This window comes from Pseudomonas sp. zfem002, assembly GCF_032621685.1.
GTDB classification, from domain to species: Bacteria; Pseudomonadota; Gammaproteobacteria; order Pseudomonadales; family Pseudomonadaceae; genus Aquipseudomonas; species Aquipseudomonas japonica.
In genome coordinates, this window is sequence record NZ_JAVYJH010000033.1 from 1 (window position 1) to 22,472 (window position 22,472).

The window sequence follows — 22,472 nt, forward strand, 5'->3', positions numbered from 1 at the left end:
GTCGATGAACAGGTGCAGGCTGCCCCATTCCAGGCCTTCGTCGGCCATGCCGGTCAGCGGCAGGTTGCTCAGCCCGTCATGAACAGGTGCAGGCTGCCCCATTCCAGGCCTTCGTCGGCCATGCCGGTCAGCGGCAGGTTGCTCAGCCCGTCGCTGCGTTCAGCGTGGGTGGAGCGATTGTTGCGTACATAGGCGACATCGAGCAGCCCGGACACGGTAATGCCGTACTCGCGCTCCAGGGTATCGCCGAACAGCCCCCTGAACAGGCTGCCCTCGCCAGGCACTGCTGCCTGGGCAGGCACATCGATCAGGCCTCCAGGGCTGACATCGTACTGATGCCCCTGGCCGTCATCGAAGCGCACGCTGAACAGATCATCGTTCTTCGGGGCCGGCGCTTGCGCGGCATTGCATTCCACAATCGCCAGGGCGGCCAGAACCGCACCAAGCGTTTTCACCTTGATGTTGTGCATCGTGTCGTCTCTTGTTGTTGTTTTCTACGATGGAAAACCGCGGAAATATCCCTTCCCCCGCGGGAACAGCCTTTACAGGGCGGCGAACATCCGGCGGCGCTCCAGGCCACCGGCAGGGTTGTCTTGCCCTATACCGCCCTGCTGATGCTCAGCGCATGGACTCGACGTCAAGCCGCTGGGCAAACCAGTCCGCCACCCAGGCGGTACGCTCGGACGCATGGTTATAGAGGGTGTGTTCACCGTCCTCCCAGACGCGCAAGGTGGCATCGGCGCTATCCGCTGCGTCGAGGAAGGGCTGCAAGTCCTGCGGCTTCACCAGCGGGTCGGCTCCGCCATGCAGCACCAGCAGCGGGCAGGCGATGCGATCGCGCGCCGGATGAAAGCTCATGCGCCTGAAGTTCTCGCTGATGACCGCCTCATCGTCAGTGCCCAGCATGGCACCGGCCTGCTCGACGAACGTGCGGAACGGCAGCAATACCGGCGCTGCCAGACCGCCGTTGACGCAGCAAGCACGAATGCGCGCATCGACCGCCGCCGTGCGGGCAGCCCACAGCCCGCCCACGCTGTTGCCCCAGATACCTGGCGCGCCGAGGGTGCTGTCGCTCGCGATGAAGTCGATGAAGCGGCTGTAGGCAGCCTGCATGTCCACGTCGACGAAAATGCCCTGGTTCAGGCGTGTCTCACCCTGGCCGGGCCCCTCGGCCAGCAGCGTGGCCAAGCCGCGCCGGGCGAGTGCGCGGGCAATCGGCAGATAAGCCACGCCCCAGCCGCTCTGGCCACCGAACACCAGCACCGTGCCGCGCGCCTGCACCGCCTGCGGCCGCACCAGCCAACCGACCAGATGGCTCTGCGCAAACGGCAACTCGACGCGCGCCATACGGCCTTCGGACCATTCACACAACTGCCGTGTCGCTGCCACGAGCTGACCATAGAGGGCTCGTTTGCGAGGGTTGTCGTGATTGAAGGCCATTTGCGCGAACAGCAGATCAGCCAGAGCAGCGCCCTGTGCCTCGGCCGCCGTGACCTTGCAGCCGGCCGCGGCAGCCTCGGCGGCACGCCTGAGCTGCGCCTGCGCCAACGCTTCGGCCACCAGGTCCCAGGCTTCCCCGGCACTGGTACGCCGGAACAGCGATTGGGCATCGGCGAAGTCCATGCCGCAGTCCAGCAGCCGGGTCATCGGCATGGCACGCTGGAAGGCCAGCGTGGCGCCAGAGAGAGACTCGCTCATACGGTTTGCTCCCTGGACGGGTGTGCCGAAGTGCTGTCACTGCCCTCCTCCTCGTTCCAATGCAATTTCAGGCGTAGGTCATCGACCAGGGACGCCAGTTCGTGCAGGTGCGAGACCGAGCCAAAGATGGCGAAATCCGGGCGCCCGATATAGGCCTGGATACCATGCTCCAGCATGAAGCCAGACATTTCCCCATCCAGGTCGACAACGCTGCCAGGTACCTCGTCACCCTTGCCCAGCACCACGATGCGGCAGCCCAGTCGGGCCAGGAACGTTGCTTGGCCGTTGCCCAGGAACGGCCTCGGATCCTGTTGCGCCACCAGCAGGAAACCATGTCCCACCACATCGTCCAGGCGCCCCTCGACACTGCCGCGGCGCACCCGCGACTGCGGTCCCGGCTGGCCGGTGGAAGGTAGCAGCCCACCATCGATCTCGCGGTGTATCACGCCGCTCTCCAGCCGAGGGAAAGCCGGCATCGGCGGCATGCTGCCATTGCGGAACGCTGCGTCGCGCGCAGCGGCTTTCTGCGGATCATCCTCGTTGGTCACCTGGCCGAGGAACAGCGACATCTCCATGATTTTCCGGGCATGCGGGCGACGCTCGGCTTCGTAGCTGTCCAGCAGCGCAGGCGATGCACGGCCGCTGAGCACCAGGTCCAGTTTCCAGGCCAGGTTGATACCGTCGCGCATGCCGGAGCAGGCGCCCTGTCCCATGTAGGGCATCATCGCGTGGGCGGCATCCCCGCCCAGCAGCACACGGTCCTGGCGCCAGCGGTCGGCCATGCGGGTCTGGAAGGTGTAGACCACATTGCGCAGGAACTTGAAGTCCTTCGGGCCAACGCCGTATTTTTCCTCCAGCCAGCGCCATCCCTTCGCCGGGTCTTCCCAATCCTCGATGGTCTCCCCGTCCAGCAGACGCACCTCGAAGCGCGTGCGGCTGTCGCCGATAGGCATGTACATGTGGCCACGCGCCGGGTCACAGAAAATGGTCAGCAGTTTGAAGCGCTCGGCCGCGTCCGACAGGTTCTCCGAGTCGAGGTTCAACCAGCGGTGTTTGTGCCCATAGTCGTTGCGCTCGATACCCAGGACCGTACGCACAAAGCTGTTGGCACCGTCGGCGCCGAGCAGGTAGCGCGCCGTCAGCTGGCGCGGTGCTTCGGCCGCCTGGGCAGTGTTCCTGCCGCTCTGCGTGGGCTGAATGGTGAAGGCCACGCACTCCGCGCCCTGCTGCAGCGCTACTGCTTCCCAGCCGCGAAACAGCTGGACATTGGCCAAGGTTTCAACGCGACCGTGGATGGCATCCTCGATGTCGGGTTGGTAGATGGAATTGTGTGCCGTGTAGCCGCATTGCTTGCCCTTCCAGTGCAGCTCCAGCAGCAACTCGCCTTCGGCGTTGACATAGTGGTAGGTATGCAGCGGCAGCGAATCGCGCATGGCCTGGTCGACATCGCCGCAAGCCTGGACGATGCGCGCCACCTCGCCATCGATATGGGTCAAGCGCGGCAGGCCATACATGCTCGGCCAGCGCTCCACCACGGCCACCTTGTAGCCGGCCTGGCCCAGCAGCGAAGCGGCCACCAGACCGGTGGGACCGTAGCCGATGACAGCCACGTCGTAGTGAGTGCTTGCATCCTGAGTGGAGTTTTGTTGTGGGGACATTATTGTTCTCCTTTTATTGGGCACAGGCGCAACGGGTCACGCCTGGAAGGTGCGACTGGACTCAGGTCGGCCGGACACCATCGAAGGCTGCCTGCAGGACCGCGCGCACGGCTGCTCGGTCCACCGGGCGCGGGTTCCAGTACGGGCGCTGCGTGGCGATGTCGGCAGCGCGCTCAAGGTCGCCCTCGGTCATACCCAGTTCACGTAGCGAGGTTGGCGCGCCATTGTGATGAGCCAGATCCCAGACACCGGCAGCCGCACTGTCCGGCGTCCCCAGGGCCCGTGCCATGTTGCGCATGGCGTCTTCAGCAAAGGGCGCGTTGAAACTCAGCACATAAGGCAGCACCACGGTGTGGGTCTGCGCGTGCGGGAGGTTGAAGCTGCCGCCCAGCGTGTGACACAGCTTGTGGTGCAATGCCATGCCGCCGTGGGCCAGCACGGTGCCGCACAGCCAGGCGCCATAAAGCGCCGAACCTCGCGCGTCGACATCCAGGGGATTGGCGCGGATACCCGGCAACCCCGCCGCCAATGCCCGAATGCCTTCTTGCGCCATCAGGCGCGTGACCGGGTTGCCATTGTTGGCGTAGAGCCCCTCTGCAGCATGCGCGATGGCGTTGATGCCACTGGTAATGGACATCTGCACAGGAAGCGTGAGCGTCAGTTCCGGGTCGTAGATCACGGTCCTGGGCAGGACTTTCGCGTCGGCACCGGTGCGTTTCTCGCCGTCCTGGGTGATGCCATAGATCGGTGTCATCTCGCTGCCGGCATAGGTGGTCGGCACGGCCAGAATCGGCAGACCGCTGTCCAGGGCGATGGCCTTACCCAGGCCGATGGTGGAGCCGCCCCCCATGGCGATGGCGCAGTCAGCACCGCGCTCGCGCGCCACTTCGCGGGCCTCGCGGGCAGTCTCGATGGGCACGTGCATCACGGCACCAGCGAAGATCCCTGCCGAGCGCGTACCCAGGCGCTGCGCTATGGCTTCGGCGCCCTCCCGCTGCTCCGGTGTGCACAGAACCAGGGCGCGCCGGGCTCCCAGCTGGTCCAGTTCGGCTTCAAGTTGACCAAGACTGCCGGCGCCAAATACCACGCGGCCTGGCAGTGCCTGATAGACAAAAGATTGCGACATGACAACTCCACAGTTCAGTAACGCTGGTAATCAACCTGGTGACGGAGGGTGCGCAGCGCGCCCAACTCCTGGCGCACACGCTGATGCTCAGGGTGCGTGGCGTAGCCATCCAATGCTTGCTGGGACTCGAAATCGGCAACCAGTACCACGTCGCAGGCATAGTCCACGGCACTGAGATCGATACCGACCTCGATCTGGCACAAGCCAGGTATACGGCCTCGCAGCCCCTCGAAAGCCTGTTTCACGCGCTCGCGGGCCAGCCTCTGCTCTTCGCCGGATTCGCCGGCGAGGCGCCACATGACGATGTGTCGAATCACGCTTGCACCTCGCCCACGACCGCAGGGTTGAGCACGAAGTCGTACTGCAAGGTGTAGAACGGCACTGATGAGCGCTTGCCGTCTGGCGTCGCGCCAGCCTCGTGGCGAACCCAGTCAGCTACCAGGGTCGAGCGCACACCGAACACCGCATCCGAATCCAGATAGGAACAGCCGTCACGGAACACATGGGTGATCAGCCGCTCGTAGCCAGCTGCCACGATCATGAAATGCAGGTGAGCCGGTCGCCAGGGGTGCCGCCCCAGGGCCTCCAGCAAGCGCCCCACCGGTCCATCGTGGGGAATGGGATAAGGCACCGCGAGGATCGAGCGGAAATGGAAGCGCCCTTCGGCATCCGTACGCAGGCGGGCCCTTGCGCGGTGCTCAGGCGCGTCGGCAGCCATTGGCAATTGCACGTCATAGTGGCCATCCTCGTCCGATTGCCACACATCGATCAGCGCATTGGCCACGGGCTGGCCATCCAGCCCGCGGACCTGGCCACTCACATAGCAGGGTTCACCACAGGCGCCGTTGGCGATGTCCGCCCCCAGTGGCAGTTCGGGTGCGCCCTCGACGAAGAATGGACCGAACACCGTGGACTCGGTACAGGCGGGAGGCTTGGCGTTGTTCTGCGCCGTCACCAGGGTGGAAAGCCCCAGCGTGTCCGAAAGCAGGATGAACTCCTGGCGCTTGTCGTCGGTGATGTGCCCCACTGCGGTCAGGAAGCCGATCGCCTGCTCCCACTCCGCTTCGCTCAGCGTCACTTCGCGAGCGAAAGAGTGCAGGTGCTGTACCAGGCTGGTCATGATGGTCAGCAGCCGCGGCTGCTTGCAGTCGACCATCGCCGCGATCACTGCCTGGGTGATGGTGTCTTCATTGATGTTACGCACGTTGTTATCTCCTGGCGCAGCCGAGTTGTGTGCCATGGAGCGATGTTGACCCATCAAAAGTGGAAGAAAAATGCTTAGAATAGAAATCTTATTTCCACCTAATGGAAAAATACGCCGAGATGGATCGCTGGACGCAAATCGAACTGTTCGTGCAAGTTGCGGAGCTGGGAAGTCTGTCCAGGGCCGCTGAAAAGGTAGGGCTGTCCAACGCCGCAGCCAGCCGCTACCTGAGTGGCCTGGAAGAACGACTGGGGGCCCGCCTGGTGGAGCGCACGACCCGCAGGATGTGGCTGACGGACGCCGGGCGCAGTTACCATCAATCCTGCAGCGCGATGCTGGCCGAGATGGCCGAAGCCGACGCCGCCGTCAATTCGGCAGCGACCAGTCCAAGCGGTGTGCTGCGCGTTACCAGCTCTGTCTCGTTTGCCATGAACCACCTCGCGCCAGCCTTGCCCGAGTTCAGGCGGCGCTATCCCAAGCTTGCCGTGCAGATCATCACCGCCAACCGTTATCCCGGCTTTATCGAGGCGGGTATCGACGTGGCCATACGCACGCGGGAGTACGAAGGGGATTCGGGTATCAGCGTGCGCCGCCTGGCGCAGATGCGCCGTGTGCTGGCCGCCTCGCCGGCGTACCTCGCCGCCCAGGGGCGTCCGAAGCAGCCCGCAGACCTGGCCCATCATCAGATGCTGGTCTACAACCTGGCGAACGACCCCTATGTGTTGCATTTCAAGCGCGCGGAAGACGACTGTGCAGTGGGTATCACCGCGGTGCTCGACGCCAATGAAGGCCAGGTGATACGGGCGGCGGCGCTGGCCGGGTTGGGTATTCTGATCCAGCCTCAGTACATCATTCACGATGACATCGTCGCAGGCCGGCTGATCCCGGTGCTGGGCGAATGGGAGCTGCCACCCTTGACGATCAACATTGCCTACCAGAGCCGCCGCCTGCAGCCGGCCAAGGTCAAGGTGTTCGCAGAGTTCATGGTCGAGCGCTTCGCAAAGCTCGGGCTTGAAAGAAAGTGGGCGTCGTAGGCGCCCCGTACCTTCAGCGCGCTTTCGGGGAAGGCAGTGGCTCAACTGGCCACTGGTCTGGATGAATCGACTCGAACAGCCTCAAGCAGCAACCAGCATGATTTCCCTGGATTTCGACACGCGCTCGAGCAAGCCCGGATGCCGGGTCTCCAGTTCGATCACATCAGCCTGATAACTCAACGCCGGCAATAACTGCTTGCCTTGCTGCAGGAAGTTGGTGATGTCAGCGAATTGTCCGTGGGTGATTCTCGATGCGATTGCGCGATCGCTGCTCAACACCTCAACACGTCGCTGGTTGAGCTCAATCAGATCACGCTCAAGCTGTGCCACGCATTCGCGGCTGTACTTGGCCGCACCGGCTTTCATTTGCACGTGCGCCAGCATCAGCCCAAGGTTGAACAGGCGATCCTGCAGCAACCTGATCTGCGCGAAGCGCTCGACGCTGCTGGCAGCGATGGGCGCATGCTTCTCCAGCACCAGCCGGGTGAACTGGTACTCCTTGTGGAACGCGGCAATGAGCCCCTTGAGGTGCTCGACCTCTCCCAGTTCGCAGAACTGTCGAGCCGTCAGGGTCAGCGCCCGGAACTGGGCTTCGTCCGCCAGAAGGTTTCGCTCCTGGATGTCGCTTACCAGTTGCAGCGTCTCGGCAATGACCTGCGATTGAGCCTGTATTTGTGCACTGATGCCATCCAGCTTCTTGCAGACGATCACAAATCCCGCCGTGGTGACCGCCAGATTCAATCCAGACATGGCCAGGTTGGCTGACTGCAGGCCCTGGAGCACATTCATGCTTTGCTGCACCTGGCCGATGCCGTCCTGGAGCGAGCCGAGGCCTTTGCCCAGGGTGTCCTGGAGCTGCTGGAGACGCTGATGAGTTTCCTGGCTATCTCCCGGGAAGACCAGGTGACCTACGATCTGCCCACCTTTGTCAGTGCCTGCGGCGTACCGCACCACGCCGCCCCAAAGGCGATAAATGCCGTTCTGGATCTTGGCCAGGACATCCGGACGATCGGGTAGCGCACGGATCAATGGATCAGCGTTTACAGGCATGAGCGCAGTTTCTCCTGATAAGCGGCGAGGTCGGCCTCGAACCGTAACTGACGGATCCTGGCAATCTGCAGCACCGCCGGCACAGTGATGCGAAACGCGGGTGATGCCGCCTGGAATATTGTCGCGCCGGTTGCAGCCACCGCGAGTGGCGGCGCCGCCAGGGATATCAGGCGACCACCAATGGCACTCATGGCCGCTGCGGCGCCCCCGGTCGCGGCGATACCGCCGAGGCCACTTGCAGTCGACACCAGCATCTTCACAACCTGTGCGACCTGCCCCGCGAGGGCCGCATAGTCAGAGAAGCTTTTCACACCGGCGTACTTGCTCAATGCCTGGCGCATGACGATCTCTTCGATGGCAAGCACGTCATGCGAGGGCGTGGGCTTTCCATCGAGCTTCTTCGCCACATCGGTGGCCAGTTCCAGGTAACTCACACTGTCCGACCTGAAGATATTGGCGATGCTGTTGCTGCCGAATGCACGGATCTCAGCCTCCAGGACATTGGGTATGGACTGAAGAGAGCCTTTTTTGCGGTGGTTCAGGATTGTGATCTTGACCTTGCTGTCCAGGGCCACCCTGCCCTTGCCGTCATCCGTAATGAGATCCGCCAGGACGTTCAGATCGTCGGATGAAGCCTTCGATAGCAGATCGATCAGTGGCAGGTCGCGCGGAACGACAGTCGCCATGGTTCCCCCTTGCATAGTTGAGCAGCCGTAAACAGCAGGATTCTAGCCAGTGGCCATTACCGTGTCTTGCCTTTGAGCGCAAAGTCATTCGCGGCCATCAAGGCTTGAGCACCCACTCCCCCTGGTTGGTATTGATCACGACTTCCACGACATCGCAGCGGCGATATTCGATGTTGTAGTCATAGGTCACCGTTTTCCCGAACGGCAGGCTGATGGGCTTCTTCGGATTGGCGATGGACTCCGAGCACTGGTTGCGATTGACCGTGACACGGTTGATCACCAGGCCTTCCGCGACGCCAGTGATGTTGACCGTGCGATAGGGTGTCCGGACGGTGCTGTACTGGAACAGTCTCTCGCCGATATTCACTTTCACGGGAGACGACGCTGGCTGCGCAGGTGCCGCCGAAGACGTGCCTTGAGTACCGCTTGCAGGGACGTTCAGCCCCACCAGCCCTGCGGACAGCAGAACATTCGATGCCTTGATGGTTTCAGGCTTGCAGGCGTAATGCCCGGTTTCCTTGCCCAGCGAGTTCATCTGGCTGAAGTAGGCGCTCTGCTTGCCCTCATGCCGTTCGTAGGCCACCGCGACAGCCCCCTCGATATCCGAATCGGTGCCGCGAAGCACGAACGACTCGCGCCCCTCGGCAGTGCGATCCAGGTAAAGCTGCACCCCGCCGCCAGGCGCGTCGAGCTTGATCACGCTGCCACCCTCGTCAGGGTCGTCATCCGGGCCGAGAAACTCGATGTACGCGGTGTCACTGACGTGACTGAGCGTCAGCACATCGCCACTGTCGAGCGTACAGCGCAGGTCGAAGTTGTCATTGGCGTGAGCAGCGGACATGAACCCTGACGCGAGCACTACCGCGGCAACGACTTCTTTCATGATGTTCCTTCCTTGGGGTCAGCGCTGTGCCATTGACGTTCAAGAGCACACAGGCGCGGCAATCATTGTTAAATGGCTATTTGCCATGGTCGCGCAAGTCTACTTCGATTTACTTTTCCCGACACCCGAATACTATAGGGCGCCATCGGCCCCGGCCGGGACTTCCACGTGCGTTCCCGTGCGCATACTTCCAGTCGTTCGCAGTAATCCGAGAAATCATGATCACCATCAAAGAGCTCAATGACTTCACCAGCACTCCGGAATTGACCAGCAGCGTCAACCAGGTGTGGAACCTGATCGGCACGTCCTTCGAGCAGGCCCAGGCCAGCTTGCCGGCGGAACTGGCCATGCAGCGTCGCGAGCTGTCGTTCCATGACGATGTGCGCCTGCTCGGTTACCTGGCCCTGCTGATTGCCGATCTGCCTGGTGACGTGGTGGAAATCGGCGTGTGGAAAGGCAAGTCGCTGATGCTGATGAACGAGGTGTGCAACCGCGAGCGGCGCGTCATTGGCATCGATCCGTTCGCCCTGGAAAAGCAGTTCGAGGAGTTCAGTCACTACAAGGAACAGTTGCTGCCCGACGCCGTGATCATCCGCGGCTTCTCGGAACTGATGGCCGAGCGTTTCTACAACCTCGCACCCAAGGTCGCGCTGCTGCACATCGACGGTGGTCACTTCAGCCGCAACGTGTTGCTGGACTTCCTGCTGTATGCGCCGAGCGTGGTCCCGGGCGGCTTCATCGTGTTCGACGACTACCGCGATTTCCTCCACTCGCCTGAAGTGGGACCGGCGGTGGATCTGCTCAGGGCCACGGGCTTCTTCCAGGGCTTCAACATCCTGGGTGGCGTGCACGGCTTCGAGAGCAGTTACGTTCTGCAGCGCCTGTAGGCGCTACACGTCCGCGCGTCGAAGCACGCCCTGAATCGCGGACACCACCTGCAGCGTCGCCGCTTCGAGGGGCCCTTCGTTGCGGCACAGCACCCAGCCCTGCTCCGCCGCCGCCTGCTCGAACGCCCGGGTGCTCGCCACCTGTTCCTCCAGGCGGTGCATCACGGTACTGCTCAGCCCGCGCGAACGCGCTGTCGCCCTCGCCCAGGAAATCTCTGGGTCGGTCACCACGCCGACATGCAGGTCCGGCACCCGCACCTCGCGCTCCAGGTTCAGGCGCAGAATCTCGGCGAACGGCACCAGCCTCCGAAACGCCGCATCGGAGGGGTACCAGCGATCGATCAGGATGATGCTGTCGGCGGGCTGCCTGGGCAGGACATGCCGGGAAATCCAGGTGCGGCTGTCGGCCAGGCGCTCGCAGACGCCCAGCTCCAGCTCACGGCTGGGATGTCTGACCAGGCGGTTGACCAGGGCCATGGTTTCACCGCGACAGGGATCGCTCTTCTTCTCGCACAGGCGGATCACCTTCTTGCCCTCGGCGCGCAGCGCCCTGGTGACGGCCTCCAGCAAGGTGGTCTTGCCGGTGCCCTTGGGCCCGTCCAGTGATACGAACAGCGGTCGATTCATGCTTCACATAACGCTTGATTGAACACAGGGCCTGCACTCTACCCGGATTTGCGGCAGGAGGCGCCCCGGGTTAGACGACTGGGCTGGCGTTGTGCTATTCAATAGCCCGGCACATTCCCCGTGCCGTCCCCTCTCACTGAAGCGTCCGCCCATGTTGACGATCCGCCAGGCACAACTCGACGCATTGTCGCAAGCGCGCATGGCGCGTTTCGAGGACCGCCTGCACACACTGCTGAGCACGCTCGCGCCAGGCTTGAGCGCGAGCGAAATCAGTGCCGTCAGCACCCGGATCCTGCGCGATGCCCCCACGTTCGGCCTGCACAGCGAAGCCGATATCGCCCGTTTCGGCGAGATTTCCCTGGCCGCCTTCGACCCGTTCCCGCAGGAGCGCTTGCCGGTCCCGGCCCTGGCCATTCTGATGAGCCACGGCCTGGCGCCGCAGCGCAAGCTCGAGCGCTACGCCGCCTGGGCCGCGTCGGCCGGCGAAGCCTCCAGGAGGACCGGCGGTGCCGTTCAGTGACCTGCCCCCCGGCGCGACCGTGCAGCCCTGCCCGCTGGCATCACCCGCGCCGGTGTACTGGGTCGAGATCGAGCTGATCGGCGAAGACGACTCGCCCATCCCCTGGGAAGCCTACGAGCTGCGCCTGCCCGACGGTCAGTGCGTGCCGGGCTTTCTCGATGACCAGGGCTTCGCCCGCTTCGACAACCTGGCGTCCGCGCAGCCCTGCGAAGTGCGCTTCCCCAACCTCGACAAGGACGCCTGGGAAAAGCTGGAAACCCGCGCGGCCAAGGCCTCGTCATGAATCCAGCGGGAGTTGCCTGAATGGCCCTGCGCCACGAAATCGTCCAGGGCGACAGCGTCGCCAGCCTGGCCGCCGAACACGGTTTCTTCCCGGAAACCCTCTGGGACCATCCGGAAAATGCCGAGCTCAAGGCCTTGCGCGCGTCGATGAACGTGCTTGCGCCCGGGGATGTGCTGTATATCCCCGACAAGCGTGAGTCCCACGCCAGTTGCGCGACTGGCCAGCGTCATGTGTTTCGCCGGCGCGCCGTGCCGATGCTGTTCAGCATCCAGTTGCTCGACGGCCGCTCGCCACGGGCCAACCTGCCCTATCGGCTCGAACTCGAGGAACTCACTCTTGAAGGCCAGACCAGCGCCGACGGGCGCATCGAGCGCTATATCCCCAACGCCACCCGGCGTGGCCGGCTGCGGGTCGGCGACGGCGTGGTGGACGCGCTCCTCGACTTCGGCCACATGGACCCGGCGGACCTGGCCGATGGCCTGCGCAAACGCCTGCGCAACCTGGGCTACCGGCCACGGGACGGCGCCGAGGATCCCGACGGTCTGTTCCTGCGCGCCGAGCTGAGTCTGTTCCAGGCCAACGCGGGCCTGCCGGTGACCGGCGAGGACGACGCCGATACCCGCGCCGCCCTGGCGCGCAACCACGACGAAGCGGGGGTCTACCAGAAGGCCGCCGCCCCTCCTGCGCACACACCGGACACGCCCTGATGCCGAGCATTTTCGACCTGCGCGCGGCGGATATCGACGCCACGGACTGCCCCGCGTTCGACCAGGCGCAGATGCAGCAGGCCTGCCAGGCCCGCAACAACACCCTCCAGTACCGGCGTGCCGAGCTGGGCAAGCGCTGGGCCAACGATCTGCAACAGCTGGAATGGGACGCGGATGGTTCCAGGCACCAATTGTTCCCGGACCCGCCCGGGTTGCTGGAGCCGCAGGACGTCATCAATCTGCGTGGCGCGTTGCCCGGCGAATTCCTCCAGCCGATCAACGACAGCGGGTTGACCCTGAACGGGCAGCGGCAGATGGCCCAGGCCCTGCTCGACGCGCTGCCGGCCTACCAGCAGTACCTGCAGGGTCTCGGCATCCCCCAGGGGCAGCAGCGTCTGGCCGATGCCGAGCAACTGACGACGCAGCACGGCTACCCACCGAGCCGCCAGCCGGACAACATCGGCCAGCCGGTATTCAGCATGATTCCCAACGGCGCCAGCAACGTCCTGAGCACCCAGCCGCGCTACTTCCGCATGCTCGCCTGGAACCTGGAGAACTTCACCCGCGATCGTCGCCCGCGCGGCAGCGCCCCGATCGACTCACTGCGCAACCAGGCCCGCGTCGCCCTCGTCACCGAGGCCATGCGCGCCTTCGATGTCGACCTGCTGCTGGTCATGGAAACCGGCTACGACGTCGGTCCGGCGATGAGCGCCATCGCCAACCGCTACGAGGCCCGCTGCGGTGCGCCCACCTACGGCATGCACCCGCTGGTCAGCCCGCCCACCGGCGCCCTGCCCCGCGTGGCCAACGTCTATTCCAGGCACAACCTGAACAAGCGCACCCCGGCCAAGGTACTGGCGCTGCGCACGCTGTTCGAGGTCTATCGGGTCTCGGCGCACGACAGCAATCGGCCGTTGACCAGCGAACACATAGTCAACGGCTGGAGCCTGCTGCGCCAATGCAGCTCGGCCGCGGCCGCGACATTGCTCGAGTTGACGGCCGACGAGCTCGTCGCCACCACCACGTCGCAACGCAAATGTCCCCATCCGCAGATGTTCGCCTGGATCAACAGCCAGATAGGCAGCGTCCCGTTCGTCATGGGCACCCACAGCGATCTGCCCGACCTGCTCTACGGCCTCGGCTCGGACCTGAGCGCGCTGAGCGGGCAGTGGTGCGCGGGGCAGATCGATCCATCGTCGCAGGCCTTCCTCAACCTGTACGAAGACCTCTGTTTCGGCATCCAGGACCTGCGCATGCTGATGGACACCGCCGACGAGCACCTGCCCAACCCCCTTCAGCGCACTCCGCTGCTGGCCTATGCGCAGGCCCTGGAACTGCTGATGCTGTTCTTCTCCCAGTCGCTGTGGAACGGCATACCGTCGGGGTCTATCGGGCTGGTGTTCCAGTCCGACCAGGCCGAAGGCGACCGCATCGTGCTGGCGGTCTACCTGGCGGCGGTCTCATCTGCCCTCGATTTCGTGACCCTCGATCCCGATATCGGTCCCCTGGATGGCGAGGTCGACAACGATGTCGTGCTCGATGCCCTGCAGCGCGTGGGGCTGATCACGCGGCATATCGAGACCTACGGAATGGTCTATCGCCCCCCTTGCGAGGATGCGCTGCAGCGCCTGTTCGACATCGGCGTGATGGAGCACGGCTATCGCGATCGCGGCGATGCCCAGGCCGCCAACTACGACATTGTCCGTGGCTCGCTGGGCAACAGCGAATTCTCCATCCAGGCCGAGGACGGGCTGCTCAACTGGCGCTCCGCGCTGCAGGTCACCGTGCCGGTCAGCGAAACCCTGAACGTGCCCCTGGCGCTGTTCCATACCCGCTACAGCGGCACCGACGCCATCACCGATCATTACACCGGCCTCACCAGGAAGCAGCGCAACAGCAAGGCGGGCAAGGCGGACAAGAAACGCCTGACGGTGGAGGAAGCCGAAGTCAACGCCCGTACCGACACCCTCGCCCAGATGGCCCACGCCCTGTTGCCGGGCCATAGCCTGTACGGCATGCCGCTGATCATCGGCGACTTCAACATTCCCGAGGACTACCTGGAGCCTTCGGCGGACGACGCGCATGGGACGCTGCGCAAGCAGCGCGTGCGTCAGCAACTGCTGGACAACATGCAGAGCGCCGGCTATCTGCGCCACACCCGCAACGGCGTGCTTGGCAGTGGTCATCCGCTGACCACCCTCAAGTCGTTTCACTCCCTGGCCTCCCTGGCGACGCCGGGTAGCCAGCCTTACGACGGGGTGTACCAGCCGTTCGACTTCGCTCAGCGCCGGGCCCTGGTACGCAGTGGCGTGATCAGTCTCCACGGGGTAGTCACGCCGCAGGCACTGCAGGAGACGATCCTCGGCCTGGCGGTCGCGCCCGGCGCCGAGGTCGACCTCGACGATACCCAGGGCAACACGCTGAATGACCAGGCCGACAGCGACGACGAGCCCGTCGTTGCGCAGCAACAGCAGATGACGGTCTACAGCGCTGTCGGCCGTGAAGTGGCGCGCGTCTATGTGGCCTGCATCCGGCGGATGAAGGGGCGCATCGAGCAGATGAAACCGTGGAGGACGCACCTGTACGACCTGGCCCAGTACGACTACGACCCGAACGGGCGCTACGCCAACCGCATGCCGTCGGCCGAACTGCTGAGCGCGCTGGACGCGCTTGTCGCGCTGGGCGAAACCGATCTGCCCCAGCACATCCAGGCCCGCGAAACCTGGTTCGTCGATCGCTTCGTCAACGATGAACTGGTCGAATACCGCACGCATATGCACGCCGACCCGCTGGACGGCTGGATCACCCTGTTCGACAACGCACGCAACGAGGCGGCCGGCTGCCACCTGGGCCATCCCTCGTTGAATGATTCGGACACGGCGCTGGCGGCCATGCAGGCGCTGCTGCGCAACTTCGAGATGGAGCCCGATGTGCGCAAGGCGGTCGCCTACCGTGCGGTGGTCAGCGACCACCTGCCGCAGATCATCGAGCTGGATCTGGAGCCGGGTCCGTAGCCGCGAACGCGGCATCGCCGTCGGCGCACACCTCTCGCAGCAGGTTGCGCAGCCAGCGGTGGGCCGGGTCGGCGGCGAACCGCGGGTGCCACAGCAGCGACACGGTAAAACCCGGCGTGGGCACCGGCAGGGCGAAGCTGTGCATGCCCTGGCGCAGATTCTGCGTATGCCGCTCGGGCACGCTGGCGATAAGGTCGGACACCCGGGCCAGGCCCACCGCCGTGGAGAACCCGGCAACGCTGGTGACCACCTCGCGCGCCAGCCCCAGCGGCAGCAGCGCGTCGTCGATCGCGCCGCGCTGCTCCCCGGTGCGCGAAACCAGGATATGCCGGCCCCCGGCATAGCGCGCCGCGGTCATCTTGCCCCTGGCCAGGGGGTGTCCCGCGCGCACCACGCCGACGTAGTGGTCGCGGAACAGCGCCTGGGTGTACAGCTCCGGGGCTGTCGACGCTTCCACCACGCCGGTTTCCAGATCGACAGAGCCCTCGCGCAGGGCCTTGCTGTCCTTGTCCGGCTTCTGCAGGAAACACAGGCGCACGCCGGCGGCCTGCTCGCCGATGCGCGCAAGCAGCGCTGGACCGAAACACTCGACGAAGCCCTCGCTGGTCCTCAGCGTGAAGGTCCTGGCCAGGCGCTGCAGGTCGAGCCCCTGCGCGGGGCGCAGGACCGCCTGCGCTTCGCTCACCAGGTGACCAACCCGCTCGCGCAGCTCGATCGCCCTGGGCGTCGGCACCAGCCCGCGCCCGGCGCGGACCAGCAGCGGATCGCCGGTGGTCTCGCGCAGCCGGGCCAGCGCGCGGCTCATCGCCGAAGGGCTGAGGTGCAGGCGCCTGGCGGCGCGGGCCACGCTGCCCTCGGCGAGGACCGCATCGAGGGTGATCAGGAGGTTCAGATCGGGGGTGCTCATGGGCGTGACTCGAACGAGGTGAGGAGAGATGGCGTCTGGTGCATCAGTAAAGTGCAAACCGTGCGTCTTCCGCCAGTCCCGGGTGCTCATTAGAGTCGACGCCATCGGTACATCGGTACCGCGATCGCTCGGGAGAACCGCTATGAACACGCTGGAAAAATTCGTCGACGAGGTGCGCGACGCCTGGGGGCCGTTGAGCTCGGAGGTGGTCGCCGACTGCCAGCGCCAACTGGATGCGCTGGTCAATGCCCCGGTCTCGGAACACTGGCTGGCCACCCTGCATCTGGAAGGCGCGGCGCAGCGCGAGCTGTACCGGGACACGGAGCATGGCTTCGTCCTGCTCGCCCATACCGAAGCCGAGGGCCTGTACCGGCCGCCCCATGATCACGGCAGGGGCTGGGTCATCTATGCGGTGCAGCAAGGTGCGATCGAAATGGGCACCTATGCACGGATCGAGGACGCGGACGGCAACGCCAGGCTGGTGAAGCGCGGGGCCACGGTGATCTGTGCCGGCCAGACCCAGCTGTACCTGCCCGGCGACATCCACGATACCCGCTGCGTCGCCGGGCCCGCGCTCCTGTTCCGCTTCACCGAGAGGGACCTGAAGAAAGAGGACAAGGAAGCGCGGCGCCTGACCCGCTACGTCGAACAGGCCGGTGCCTGGGTGCCAGAGACCCGCGCATGAACAGGCGCCCCGCGCTGGCGATCGGCGCCGTGCTGGCGGCCATGGTGCTGGTGGTCCTCAACACCGCCATGGTCACTGTCGCCCTGCCGACGCTGGCCACGGCGCTGCAGGCCGCGCCGGCCAGCGCCACCTGGATCCTGACCGCGCACCAGGCCGCGCTGCTGATGGCGTTGCTGCCATGCGCGGCGCTCGGCGACAGCCTGGGGCATCGCCGGGTGTTCACCTGGGGTGTCTGGCTTTTCGCTGGCGGCAGCCTGCTCTGCGTCCTCGCGCCCTCCCTCGCCTGGCTCGTCGCCGCCCGCGTGGTGCAGGGATTCGGCGCGGCAGCCGTCATGGCGCTGGGGGTGGCGTTGCTGCGCCAGGTGGTAGCGCCCCGACGACTGGGGGCGGCGATCGCCTGGAATGCCCTGGCCGTCGCCCTGTCATCCGCGGCCAGCCCGGTCATCGGCGCGGCACTCCTGTGCGTGGCCGACTGGCCCTGGCTGTTCGCCCTGCACCTGCCCCTGGCCGCGGGGGTACTGCTGGCCGCCAGGGCGCTGCCAACGTCAGCTGCTGGCGCGCAGCGTCCGGCGCTGACCGGCATCCTGCTCAACGCCGGGGCATTCGCCGCGCTGGCCGGTGCCGCCGCGCTGGTCATCACGGCCCCGCCAGCCGCGGGCCTGCTGCTTGCCTGTGGCGCCCTGCAACTGTGGCTGCTGGTCCGCCGGGAACGGAGCCGGCGCGCGCCCCTCATCCCGCTGGACCTGCTGGCCGACCGCTCACTGCGCCTGTCGCTGATCGCGTCGGTGCTGTGCTTCGCCGGGCAGACGGCGGGCACGATCGCCTTGCCATTTCTCCTGCAGCACAACCTCGGCCTGGGAACCTGGATCGCCGGTCTGCTCCTGGTGCCCTGGCCGCTGAGCGTTGCCATCACCGCCCCCCTCGCCGGCCGCCTGGCGGAGCGGATCGCCACGGCACGCCTGTGTGGCCTGGGGGGGGCGTGCCTGGCCTTGGGGCTGGGCCTCTGCTCGCTGCCGCAGGCCGCTGATCCGGCCTTGCGACTCGTCCCCCTGACCCTGCTGTGCGGCTTCGGCTTCGCCCTGTTCAACGTCGCCAACAACCGCAACCTGTTCCTCGCCGCCCCCACGCAGCGCAGCGGCGCCATCGGCGGCCTGCAGGGCAGCGCCCGGCTGCTCGGGCAGACGGCTGGCGGCGTGCTCATGGCGCTGCTGTTCGAACGCTGCGGCGTCACCTGCGCACCGCGAATCGGCCTTGGCGTGGCGGCGCTGCTGGTGTTGCTCTCGGCGTTGGCGAGCCTGCTGCAGGGAGGAACGAGCGTGGATCGCTCAGTGGCATGAACGGCACCGGGCCGCTGGATGGCAATTTGATGCCTAGGTAGACTGATACGGCACGTGGCCTGGAAGGAAACTTCGACCGCCAGAAAAATATACCGATGCACCTACTGGAAGCGTCATGCAGCAGAAAACCAGAAACCTCAACGAACAGAACATCCACCTGATCAAGGCAGACTTCGAGCGCAGCCTCGGCGACCTGGGCGCCTCGGTTCAAGGCAAGAGCGGGGTCGCGCTGCTGACCTCGATGAAAAGAGACAAGGTTGGCGTCGGCCCCTACCCGGACGTCACGCTTTTCGAAGCCGCCAACAGGATCATGTCCGATCTGGTCATCCTCAACGGCATCGCTGGCCTGCTGCGGGAAAAGAGCTTTCCCTTCACCGAATACACCGTCGAATTCGGCAATGAAGACAAGAACGGCTTTGACATCAGGGCCTCTTCGCCAACCCAGACCTTGATTGGTGAAGCCTTCAATGTGGCGCCTTCGTTCTTCCAGGGGAAAAAGAGAAGCGCGTTGAAAAAACTGCGCGCCGGCGCAGCGGACAGCAGCTACAGGATCCTCATGTTCAACGCCGATGCTCCGCCCAAGGATTATTCGGCCAGGCATGAAGCGGATACCTATCATGTGTCGGTGGACATCTCCAACGGAGCAATAGCCGTCCGTCATCAGCCCCCTACCCCGTAATCGAACAGCAGGACCTTCCATGCTCATCGTCTTCAGCGGCCTGCCAGGCACGGGCAAGACCACCCTCGCCAACGCACTGGCCAAGGCCAGCGGCGCCCTGTACCTGCGCATCGACAGCATCGAACAGGCCATCCGCGATGCCGCGGTGCTGATCGAGGATGTCGGCACCAGCGGCTACAGGGTTGCCGGCGCGCTGGCCCTGGCCAACCTGCGCCTGGGCCACAGGCTGGTCGTGGATTGCGTCAACCCGGTCGCCGAAAGCCGCCGGGCCTGGGCGGAGATTGCCGAGCAGGCCGGGGTGGCGCTGGTCGATATCCAGGTGATCTGTTCCGACCCGCGCGAACACCGGCGCCGGGTGGAGAGCCGCCAGGCGGACATCCCCGGCCTGACCCCGCCCGACTGGCAATCGGTGCTGAACCATGACTACCAGCCATGGGCCGAGCCACCCTTCACCGTCGATAGCGCCCGGCTCGGCGTGCCCGAGGCGGTCGAGGCGATCCTTGCGCGACTGGCCGCCGCCAGCGTTACCTGACCCGGTGACCCGGCACGCTGTCGGCCGTTTTGACGTTTTTTTGCCATTCGCTTGGCTACCGTGACGGCCCGACCCTGCAGGAAGCCGCCCATGAAGCCGTATTTTCCCTATCCGCTGTGCGACGAAATCCTTGCCCAGGCAGCCGAGTGGTGCCTGCGCCTGCAGGAAGGCAATGCCAGCGTGGCCGAGCGCGAGGCGTTCGCCGAATGGGTCCAGGCCGATCCGCAGCACGCCTTCGAATACGCCCGGGTCCTGGAAACCTGGGAACTGAGCAATGCCCTGCCCAAGGCACCGGTGGCGGTGAAACCGGACTGAACGCCGATGCTGGCCGGACTCGCGGTGTTCACCTTCACCCCCGCATGAAATCGATGAACGCCCGCAACGCCCCCGGCACCTGCCGCCGACTCGGGTAATACAGGTGAAACCCCGAGTAGTAGTGACACCAATCCCCCAGCACCTGGCGCAGTTCCCCGCGCGCCAGGTGCTCCTTGACCATGTCCTCGAACACATACGCCAGGCCCAGCCCTTGCAGGGCCGGCTCCAGCATCAGGCTGACATCGCTGAGCACCAGGGCGCCCTGCACTTCCACCTCGAGCTGGATGCCGCCGCGCTCGAATTCCCAGCGATACAAGGCGCCGCTGGGAAACCGGTGGCCGATACAGGGCAGGTCCCGGAGGTCCTGCGGATGCTGCGGCACTGGATGGCGTTCGAAGAACGCCGGTGAGCCCACCACCAGCGAGCGCAGGTTCGGCCCGATCGGCAGTGACACCATGTCCGCCTGCAGGCGTTCGCCCAGGCGCACCCCGGCATCGAAGCCGGCACCGACCATATCCACCAGCGCATCGTCCGCGACGATCTCCACGCGCACATCCGGGCAAGCCTTGAGAAAATCCGGCAGCACCGGCAACAGCACCAGCTGCGCCGCCGCACGCCCGGCCGTGATGCGCAGGTTGCCCGACGGCGTATCGCGAAAACTGTTGAGGTCTTCCAGGGCATCGGCGATATCGCGGAACGCCGGTTGCAGGCGTCGATACAGGCGCTCGCCGGCCTCGGTCAGGGCCACGCTGCGGGTGGTGCGATTGAACAGGCGCACCGCCAGGCGGGTTTCCAGCAGGCGCAGGGCATGACTCAGCGCCGACGGGGTCAAGCCCAGTTCCACCGCTGCGCGACTGAGGTTGAGGTGGCGGGCGATGCACAGGAACAGCGACAGGTCGGAGGTGCTGATCGGCTTCATTGCTGAATTTTCCTCACAAGCCAATGCAAGATTCCTGGGATTATCACAGCAATCCGCCGGATTTACAGTGGGCTCCACGTATCGAGAAGGCCCCGCATCGGGTGGGGTCGGATGCAGGAGAAGTTGAAATGCGTACCTGGCTCATTACTGGCGCTTCCCGTGGTTTCGGCACCCTCATCGCGCAACAGGCGCTCGCCGCCGGCGACGCGGTCATCGCCACCGCGCGCAACCCCGAGGATATCGAGGCGCGCCTCGGGCAACACCCGAACCTGTTGGCGGTGCGTCTGGATGTCACCCGCGAGGCGCAGGCCCACGACGCCGTCGCCGCCGGCATCAAACGCTTCGGACGGATCGATGTACTGGTCAACAACGCCGGTTTCGGCATCCTCGGCGCGGTCGAGGAAACCAGCGCCAGCGAAACCGAGCGGCTGTTCGCCACCAACGTGTTCGGTCTGCTCAATGTCACCCGCGCCGTGCTGCCGCATATGCGCCGGCAGCGCAGTGGCCATGTGATCAATATCTCCTCGCTGGGCGGCTATCAGGCCTACATGGGCTGGGGCGTGTACGGCGCGACCAAGTTCGCGGTCGAGGGCATCAGCGAAGCCATGCACCAGGAGCTGGCGCCGCTGGGGATCAAGGTGACGGTGGTCGAGCCCGGCTTCTTCCGCACCGATTTTCTCGATGAACAGTCGCTGGTGAAGACTGCCCTGGAGCTGCCGGACTACGCCGCTACCGTGGGGGTGATGCGCAACTTCGCCGCGGCGGCCAACCATGCCCAGCCGGGTGATCCGGCGAAGCTGGCAGAGGCGCTGCTGACCCTGGCCAATGCCGCCAACCCGCCGCAGCGCCTGGCGCTGGGCAGCGATGCACTGGCACGGATCGAGACCAAGCATCGGGCGGTCGAGCAGGAACGGGTGGAATGGCAGGCGCTGTCGTTGTCGACCGATTTCGCACAATAAAGACGCTTGCGCTGCTTGAATCAGTCACGGAGTACATCTGTACTCCATGACTGAAAAGCCCATCACAGGGAAAGAATGGGCTTGCAGCCGTCGCATATCGCTACGAAATTTCCCCTGTTTCCGACTTTCTCGTAGGCAATTTCCCAATCATACTTCTGCGCCCTTTAACTCGTTGCGCTCGTGGAATGCGGGTCCTAGTCTTCGCCGGTCGCTGCAAATTCAGCGACCGGGTCTGGTCCCCCGCAAGATACAGGAGCGCATCAGCGCCCCAACCGATTGGCGGGCGCTTTTTCATGCCTGCCGATTCGAGTCATGGCGGCTGTGCGCGGGGCACCTTCGGGTGCGCCGGGTTCCTGGATCTCCGGTTGACCAGCCTGCGTACAGTCGCCTCCCTTATGTCTGGCCACGAAGGCTGGCGGCTCCACTGATCCAGGAGTCTCGCAATGAAAAAGATCGTCCCCGATCCACCCCAATCAAGCCCTTCCCCGAAAACCGCGCATACCGATTTCGCCACCTGCCGCGGCACCCACAGTCCGCTGCTCGCGATCAATCCGGGCACGTCCCTGGAGCATGTGCTGGTGCACCTGTCCACCTCGCTGACCGCCGCCATGGAAACCAACCGGCAGGTGTGCGAAATGGCGTCCAGGCCAATGACCCGCTTGGCCTGGGCGACGCAACACTCGCTGGAGATCTGCGAGGCAATGCTGGAGGCGCTGATGCGCAAGCCAGAACCCTCGCGGCCCAGGTAGTCAAGGTAGCCAC

24 protein-coding genes and 1 pseudogene are annotated in these 22,472 nt (G+C 65.0%); 13 read left to right on the forward strand and 12 right to left on the reverse strand.

Going from position 1 to position 22,472, the window contains the following annotated elements; genetic code table 11:
- Positions 1-77: 77 nt before the first annotated feature.
- From RTI28_RS27340 to RTI28_RS27365, 6 genes and pseudogenes are all read right to left on the reverse strand, one after another.
- Positions 78-470 (reverse strand): annotated as a pseudogene (locus RTI28_RS27340) (hypothetical protein); the annotation flags it as partial.
- Positions 471-618: 148 nt separating this feature from the next.
- The gene (locus tag RTI28_RS27345) at positions 619-1,698 is read right to left on the reverse strand and encodes an alpha/beta hydrolase family protein (protein ID WP_316923402.1); all 1,080 of its coding nucleotides are present in this window, start codon (positions 1,696-1,698) and stop codon (positions 619-621) included.
- Positions 1,695-3,356 carry a bifunctional 3-(3-hydroxy-phenyl)propionate/3-hydroxycinnamic acid hydroxylase gene (locus RTI28_RS27350; protein ID WP_316923403.1) on the reverse strand — a complete coding sequence of 554 codons (1,662 nt, stop codon included), beginning with the start codon at positions 3,354-3,356 and terminating at the stop codon, positions 1,695-1,697. Before RTI28_RS27350 ends, RTI28_RS27345 begins: the two co-directional genes overlap by 4 nt.
- Before the next feature lie 61 nt (positions 3,357-3,417).
- Entirely contained in the window at positions 3,418-4,482 is a 1,065-nt protein-coding gene (locus RTI28_RS27355; RefSeq protein WP_316923404.1) for a maleylacetate reductase, read from the reverse strand.
- A 14-nt stretch (positions 4,483-4,496) separates the two neighbouring features.
- The gene (locus RTI28_RS27360; RefSeq protein ID WP_316923405.1) at positions 4,497-4,799 is read right to left on the reverse strand and encodes a Dabb family protein; all 303 of its coding nucleotides are present in this window, start codon (positions 4,797-4,799) and stop codon (positions 4,497-4,499) included.
- The gene (locus RTI28_RS27365) at positions 4,796-5,686 is read right to left on the reverse strand and encodes an intradiol ring-cleavage dioxygenase (protein WP_316923406.1); all 891 of its coding nucleotides are present in this window, start codon (positions 5,684-5,686) and stop codon (positions 4,796-4,798) included. Before RTI28_RS27365 ends, RTI28_RS27360 begins: the two co-directional genes overlap by 4 nt.
- A gap of 119 nt (positions 5,687-5,805) precedes the next feature.
- On the opposite strand from RTI28_RS27365, the gene RTI28_RS27370 reads away from it, so the two are divergent.
- A complete protein-coding gene (locus tag RTI28_RS27370) occupies positions 5,806-6,720 on the forward strand; it encodes a LysR family transcriptional regulator (protein ID WP_316923407.1) in 915 nt (304 codons plus the stop codon).
- Positions 6,721-6,801: 81 nt separating this feature from the next.
- Here RTI28_RS27370 and RTI28_RS27375 read toward each other — a convergent pair whose 3' ends face one another.
- The 3 genes from RTI28_RS27375 to RTI28_RS27385 all read right to left on the reverse strand — a co-directional run bounded on the left by RTI28_RS27375 (position 6,802) and on the right by RTI28_RS27385 (position 9,339).
- Positions 6,802-7,770, reverse strand: a complete 969-nt coding sequence (locus tag RTI28_RS27375; protein ID WP_316923408.1) for a hypothetical protein — start codon at positions 7,768-7,770, stop codon at positions 6,802-6,804.
- Positions 7,761-8,456 carry a hypothetical protein gene (locus RTI28_RS27380; protein ID WP_316923409.1) on the reverse strand — a complete coding sequence of 232 codons (696 nt, stop codon included), beginning with the start codon at positions 8,454-8,456 and terminating at the stop codon, positions 7,761-7,763. The genes RTI28_RS27375 and RTI28_RS27380 overlap by 10 nt, the downstream gene beginning before the upstream one ends.
- 97 nt (positions 8,457-8,553) lie before the next feature.
- Positions 8,554-9,339: a hypothetical protein gene (locus RTI28_RS27385; RefSeq protein WP_316923410.1), complete on the reverse strand. Its 786-nt coding sequence runs from the start codon at positions 9,337-9,339 to the stop codon at positions 8,554-8,556.
- A gap of 218 nt (positions 9,340-9,557) precedes the next feature.
- On the opposite strand from RTI28_RS27385, the gene RTI28_RS27390 reads away from it, so the two are divergent.
- Positions 9,558-10,226 carry a class I SAM-dependent methyltransferase gene (locus RTI28_RS27390; protein ID WP_316923411.1) on the forward strand — a complete coding sequence of 223 codons (669 nt, stop codon included), beginning with the start codon at positions 9,558-9,560 and terminating at the stop codon, positions 10,224-10,226.
- Positions 10,227-10,229: 3 nt separating this feature from the next.
- Here the strand turns inward: RTI28_RS27390 and RTI28_RS27395 are convergent, their stop codons facing one another.
- A complete protein-coding gene (locus RTI28_RS27395) occupies positions 10,230-10,853 on the reverse strand; it encodes a dTMP kinase (RefSeq protein ID WP_316923412.1) in 624 nt (207 codons plus the stop codon).
- Positions 10,854-11,004: 151 nt separating this feature from the next.
- Here RTI28_RS27395 and RTI28_RS27400 point away from each other — a divergent pair, with 151 nt between their 5' ends.
- From RTI28_RS27400 to RTI28_RS27415, 4 genes are read left to right on the forward strand one after another with little or no spacing between them, the layout of a single operon-like run.
- On the forward strand, positions 11,005-11,373 hold the full coding sequence (locus RTI28_RS27400) for a hypothetical protein (protein ID WP_316923413.1): 369 nt from the start codon (positions 11,005-11,007) through the stop codon (positions 11,371-11,373).
- The gene (locus tag RTI28_RS27405; protein ID WP_316923414.1) at positions 11,360-11,656 is read left to right on the forward strand and encodes a hypothetical protein; all 297 of its coding nucleotides are present in this window, start codon (positions 11,360-11,362) and stop codon (positions 11,654-11,656) included. The genes RTI28_RS27400 and RTI28_RS27405 overlap by 14 nt, the downstream gene beginning before the upstream one ends.
- Positions 11,657-11,676: 20 nt before the next feature.
- Positions 11,677-12,363, forward strand: a complete 687-nt coding sequence (locus RTI28_RS27410; protein ID WP_316923415.1) for a peptidoglycan-binding domain-containing protein — start codon at positions 11,677-11,679, stop codon at positions 12,361-12,363.
- Complete coding sequence (locus RTI28_RS27415; protein ID WP_316923416.1) at positions 12,363-15,377, forward strand: hypothetical protein; 3,015 nt, start codon at positions 12,363-12,365, stop codon at positions 15,375-15,377. Before RTI28_RS27410 ends, RTI28_RS27415 begins: the two co-directional genes overlap by 1 nt.
- On the opposite strand, the gene RTI28_RS27420 is transcribed toward RTI28_RS27415, so the two are convergent.
- Complete coding sequence (locus RTI28_RS27420) at positions 15,346-16,284, reverse strand: LysR family transcriptional regulator (RefSeq protein WP_316923417.1); 939 nt, start codon at positions 16,282-16,284, stop codon at positions 15,346-15,348. The two genes, RTI28_RS27415 and RTI28_RS27420, sit on opposite strands and share 32 nt — an antisense overlap.
- Before the next feature lie 142 nt (positions 16,285-16,426).
- On the opposite strand from RTI28_RS27420, the gene RTI28_RS27425 reads away from it, so the two are divergent.
- The 5 genes from RTI28_RS27425 (at position 16,427) to RTI28_RS27445 (ending at position 19,832) form a co-directional block, all read left to right on the forward strand.
- Positions 16,427-16,969, forward strand: a complete 543-nt coding sequence (locus tag RTI28_RS27425) for a hypothetical protein (RefSeq protein WP_316923418.1) — start codon at positions 16,427-16,429, stop codon at positions 16,967-16,969.
- Positions 16,966-18,306 carry an MFS transporter gene (locus RTI28_RS27430; protein ID WP_316923419.1) on the forward strand — a complete coding sequence of 447 codons (1,341 nt, stop codon included), beginning with the start codon at positions 16,966-16,968 and terminating at the stop codon, positions 18,304-18,306. Before RTI28_RS27425 ends, RTI28_RS27430 begins: the two co-directional genes overlap by 4 nt.
- Positions 18,307-18,421: 115 nt before the next feature.
- Positions 18,422-18,985, forward strand: a complete 564-nt coding sequence (locus RTI28_RS27435; protein ID WP_316923420.1) for a hypothetical protein — start codon at positions 18,422-18,424, stop codon at positions 18,983-18,985.
- Positions 18,986-19,004: 19 nt separating this feature from the next.
- On the forward strand, positions 19,005-19,517 hold the full coding sequence (locus tag RTI28_RS27440; protein WP_316923421.1) for an AAA family ATPase: 513 nt from the start codon (positions 19,005-19,007) through the stop codon (positions 19,515-19,517).
- A gap of 90 nt (positions 19,518-19,607) precedes the next feature.
- Positions 19,608-19,832, forward strand: a complete 225-nt coding sequence (locus RTI28_RS27445) for a FecR/PupR family sigma factor regulator (protein WP_316923422.1) — start codon at positions 19,608-19,610, stop codon at positions 19,830-19,832.
- Positions 19,833-19,866: 34 nt separating this feature from the next.
- On the opposite strand, the gene RTI28_RS27450 is transcribed toward RTI28_RS27445, so the two are convergent.
- Entirely contained in the window at positions 19,867-20,751 is an 885-nt protein-coding gene (locus RTI28_RS27450) for a LysR family transcriptional regulator (protein ID WP_316923423.1), read from the reverse strand.
- A 128-nt stretch (positions 20,752-20,879) separates the two neighbouring features.
- Between RTI28_RS27450 and RTI28_RS27455 the strand changes: the two genes are divergently transcribed.
- Positions 20,880-21,710, forward strand: a complete 831-nt coding sequence (locus tag RTI28_RS27455) for an oxidoreductase (protein WP_316923424.1) — start codon at positions 20,880-20,882, stop codon at positions 21,708-21,710.
- A 443-nt stretch (positions 21,711-22,153) separates the two neighbouring features.
- Complete coding sequence (locus RTI28_RS27460) at positions 22,154-22,459, forward strand: hypothetical protein (protein WP_316923425.1); 306 nt, start codon at positions 22,154-22,156, stop codon at positions 22,457-22,459.
- Positions 22,460-22,472 lie beyond the last annotated feature (13 nt).

Excerpts from the sequence above, each read along its gene's own strand:
- RTI28_RS27410 (WP_316923415.1), top strand. The coding sequence starts at position 11,677 with ATGGCCCTGCGCCACGAAATCGTCCAGGGCGACAGCGTCGCCAGCCTG.
- RTI28_RS27345 (WP_316923402.1), bottom strand. The coding sequence starts at position 1,698 with ATGAGCGAGTCTCTCTCTGGCGCCACGCTGGCCTTCCAGCGTGCCATG.
- RTI28_RS27450 (WP_316923423.1), bottom strand. The coding sequence starts at position 20,751 with ATGAAGCCGATCAGCACCTCCGACCTGTCGCTGTTCCTGTGCATCGCC.
- RTI28_RS27425 (WP_316923418.1), top strand. The coding sequence starts at position 16,427 with ATGAACACGCTGGAAAAATTCGTCGACGAGGTGCGCGACGCCTGGGGG.
- RTI28_RS27380 (WP_316923409.1), bottom strand. The coding sequence starts at position 8,456 with ATGGCGACTGTCGTTCCGCGCGACCTGCCACTGATCGATCTGCTATCG.
- RTI28_RS27355 (WP_316923404.1), bottom strand. The coding sequence starts at position 4,482 with ATGTCGCAATCTTTTGTCTATCAGGCACTGCCAGGCCGCGTGGTATTT.
- RTI28_RS27395 (WP_316923412.1), bottom strand. The coding sequence starts at position 10,853 with ATGAATCGACCGCTGTTCGTATCACTGGACGGGCCCAAGGGCACCGGC.
- RTI28_RS27370 (WP_316923407.1), top strand. The coding sequence starts at position 5,806 with ATGGATCGCTGGACGCAAATCGAACTGTTCGTGCAAGTTGCGGAGCTG.
- RTI28_RS27385 (WP_316923410.1), bottom strand. The coding sequence starts at position 9,339 with ATGAAAGAAGTCGTTGCCGCGGTAGTGCTCGCGTCAGGGTTCATGTCC.
- RTI28_RS27415 (WP_316923416.1), top strand. The coding sequence starts at position 12,363 with ATGCCGAGCATTTTCGACCTGCGCGCGGCGGATATCGACGCCACGGAC.
- RTI28_RS27350 (WP_316923403.1), bottom strand. The coding sequence starts at position 3,356 with ATGTCCCCACAACAAAACTCCACTCAGGATGCAAGCACTCACTACGAC.
- RTI28_RS27375 (WP_316923408.1), bottom strand. The coding sequence starts at position 7,770 with ATGCCTGTAAACGCTGATCCATTGATCCGTGCGCTACCCGATCGTCCG.
- RTI28_RS27390 (WP_316923411.1), top strand. The coding sequence starts at position 9,558 with ATGATCACCATCAAAGAGCTCAATGACTTCACCAGCACTCCGGAATTG.
- RTI28_RS27445 (WP_316923422.1), top strand. The coding sequence starts at position 19,608 with ATGAAGCCGTATTTTCCCTATCCGCTGTGCGACGAAATCCTTGCCCAG.
- RTI28_RS27440 (WP_316923421.1), top strand. The coding sequence starts at position 19,005 with ATGCTCATCGTCTTCAGCGGCCTGCCAGGCACGGGCAAGACCACCCTC.
- RTI28_RS27430 (WP_316923419.1), top strand. The coding sequence starts at position 16,966 with ATGAACAGGCGCCCCGCGCTGGCGATCGGCGCCGTGCTGGCGGCCATG.
- RTI28_RS27460 (WP_316923425.1), top strand. The coding sequence starts at position 22,154 with ATGAAAAAGATCGTCCCCGATCCACCCCAATCAAGCCCTTCCCCGAAA.
- RTI28_RS27435 (WP_316923420.1), top strand. The coding sequence starts at position 18,422 with ATGCAGCAGAAAACCAGAAACCTCAACGAACAGAACATCCACCTGATC.
- RTI28_RS27455 (WP_316923424.1), top strand. The coding sequence starts at position 20,880 with ATGCGTACCTGGCTCATTACTGGCGCTTCCCGTGGTTTCGGCACCCTC.
- RTI28_RS27420 (WP_316923417.1), bottom strand. The coding sequence starts at position 16,284 with ATGAGCACCCCCGATCTGAACCTCCTGATCACCCTCGATGCGGTCCTC.
- RTI28_RS27400 (WP_316923413.1), top strand. The coding sequence starts at position 11,005 with ATGTTGACGATCCGCCAGGCACAACTCGACGCATTGTCGCAAGCGCGC.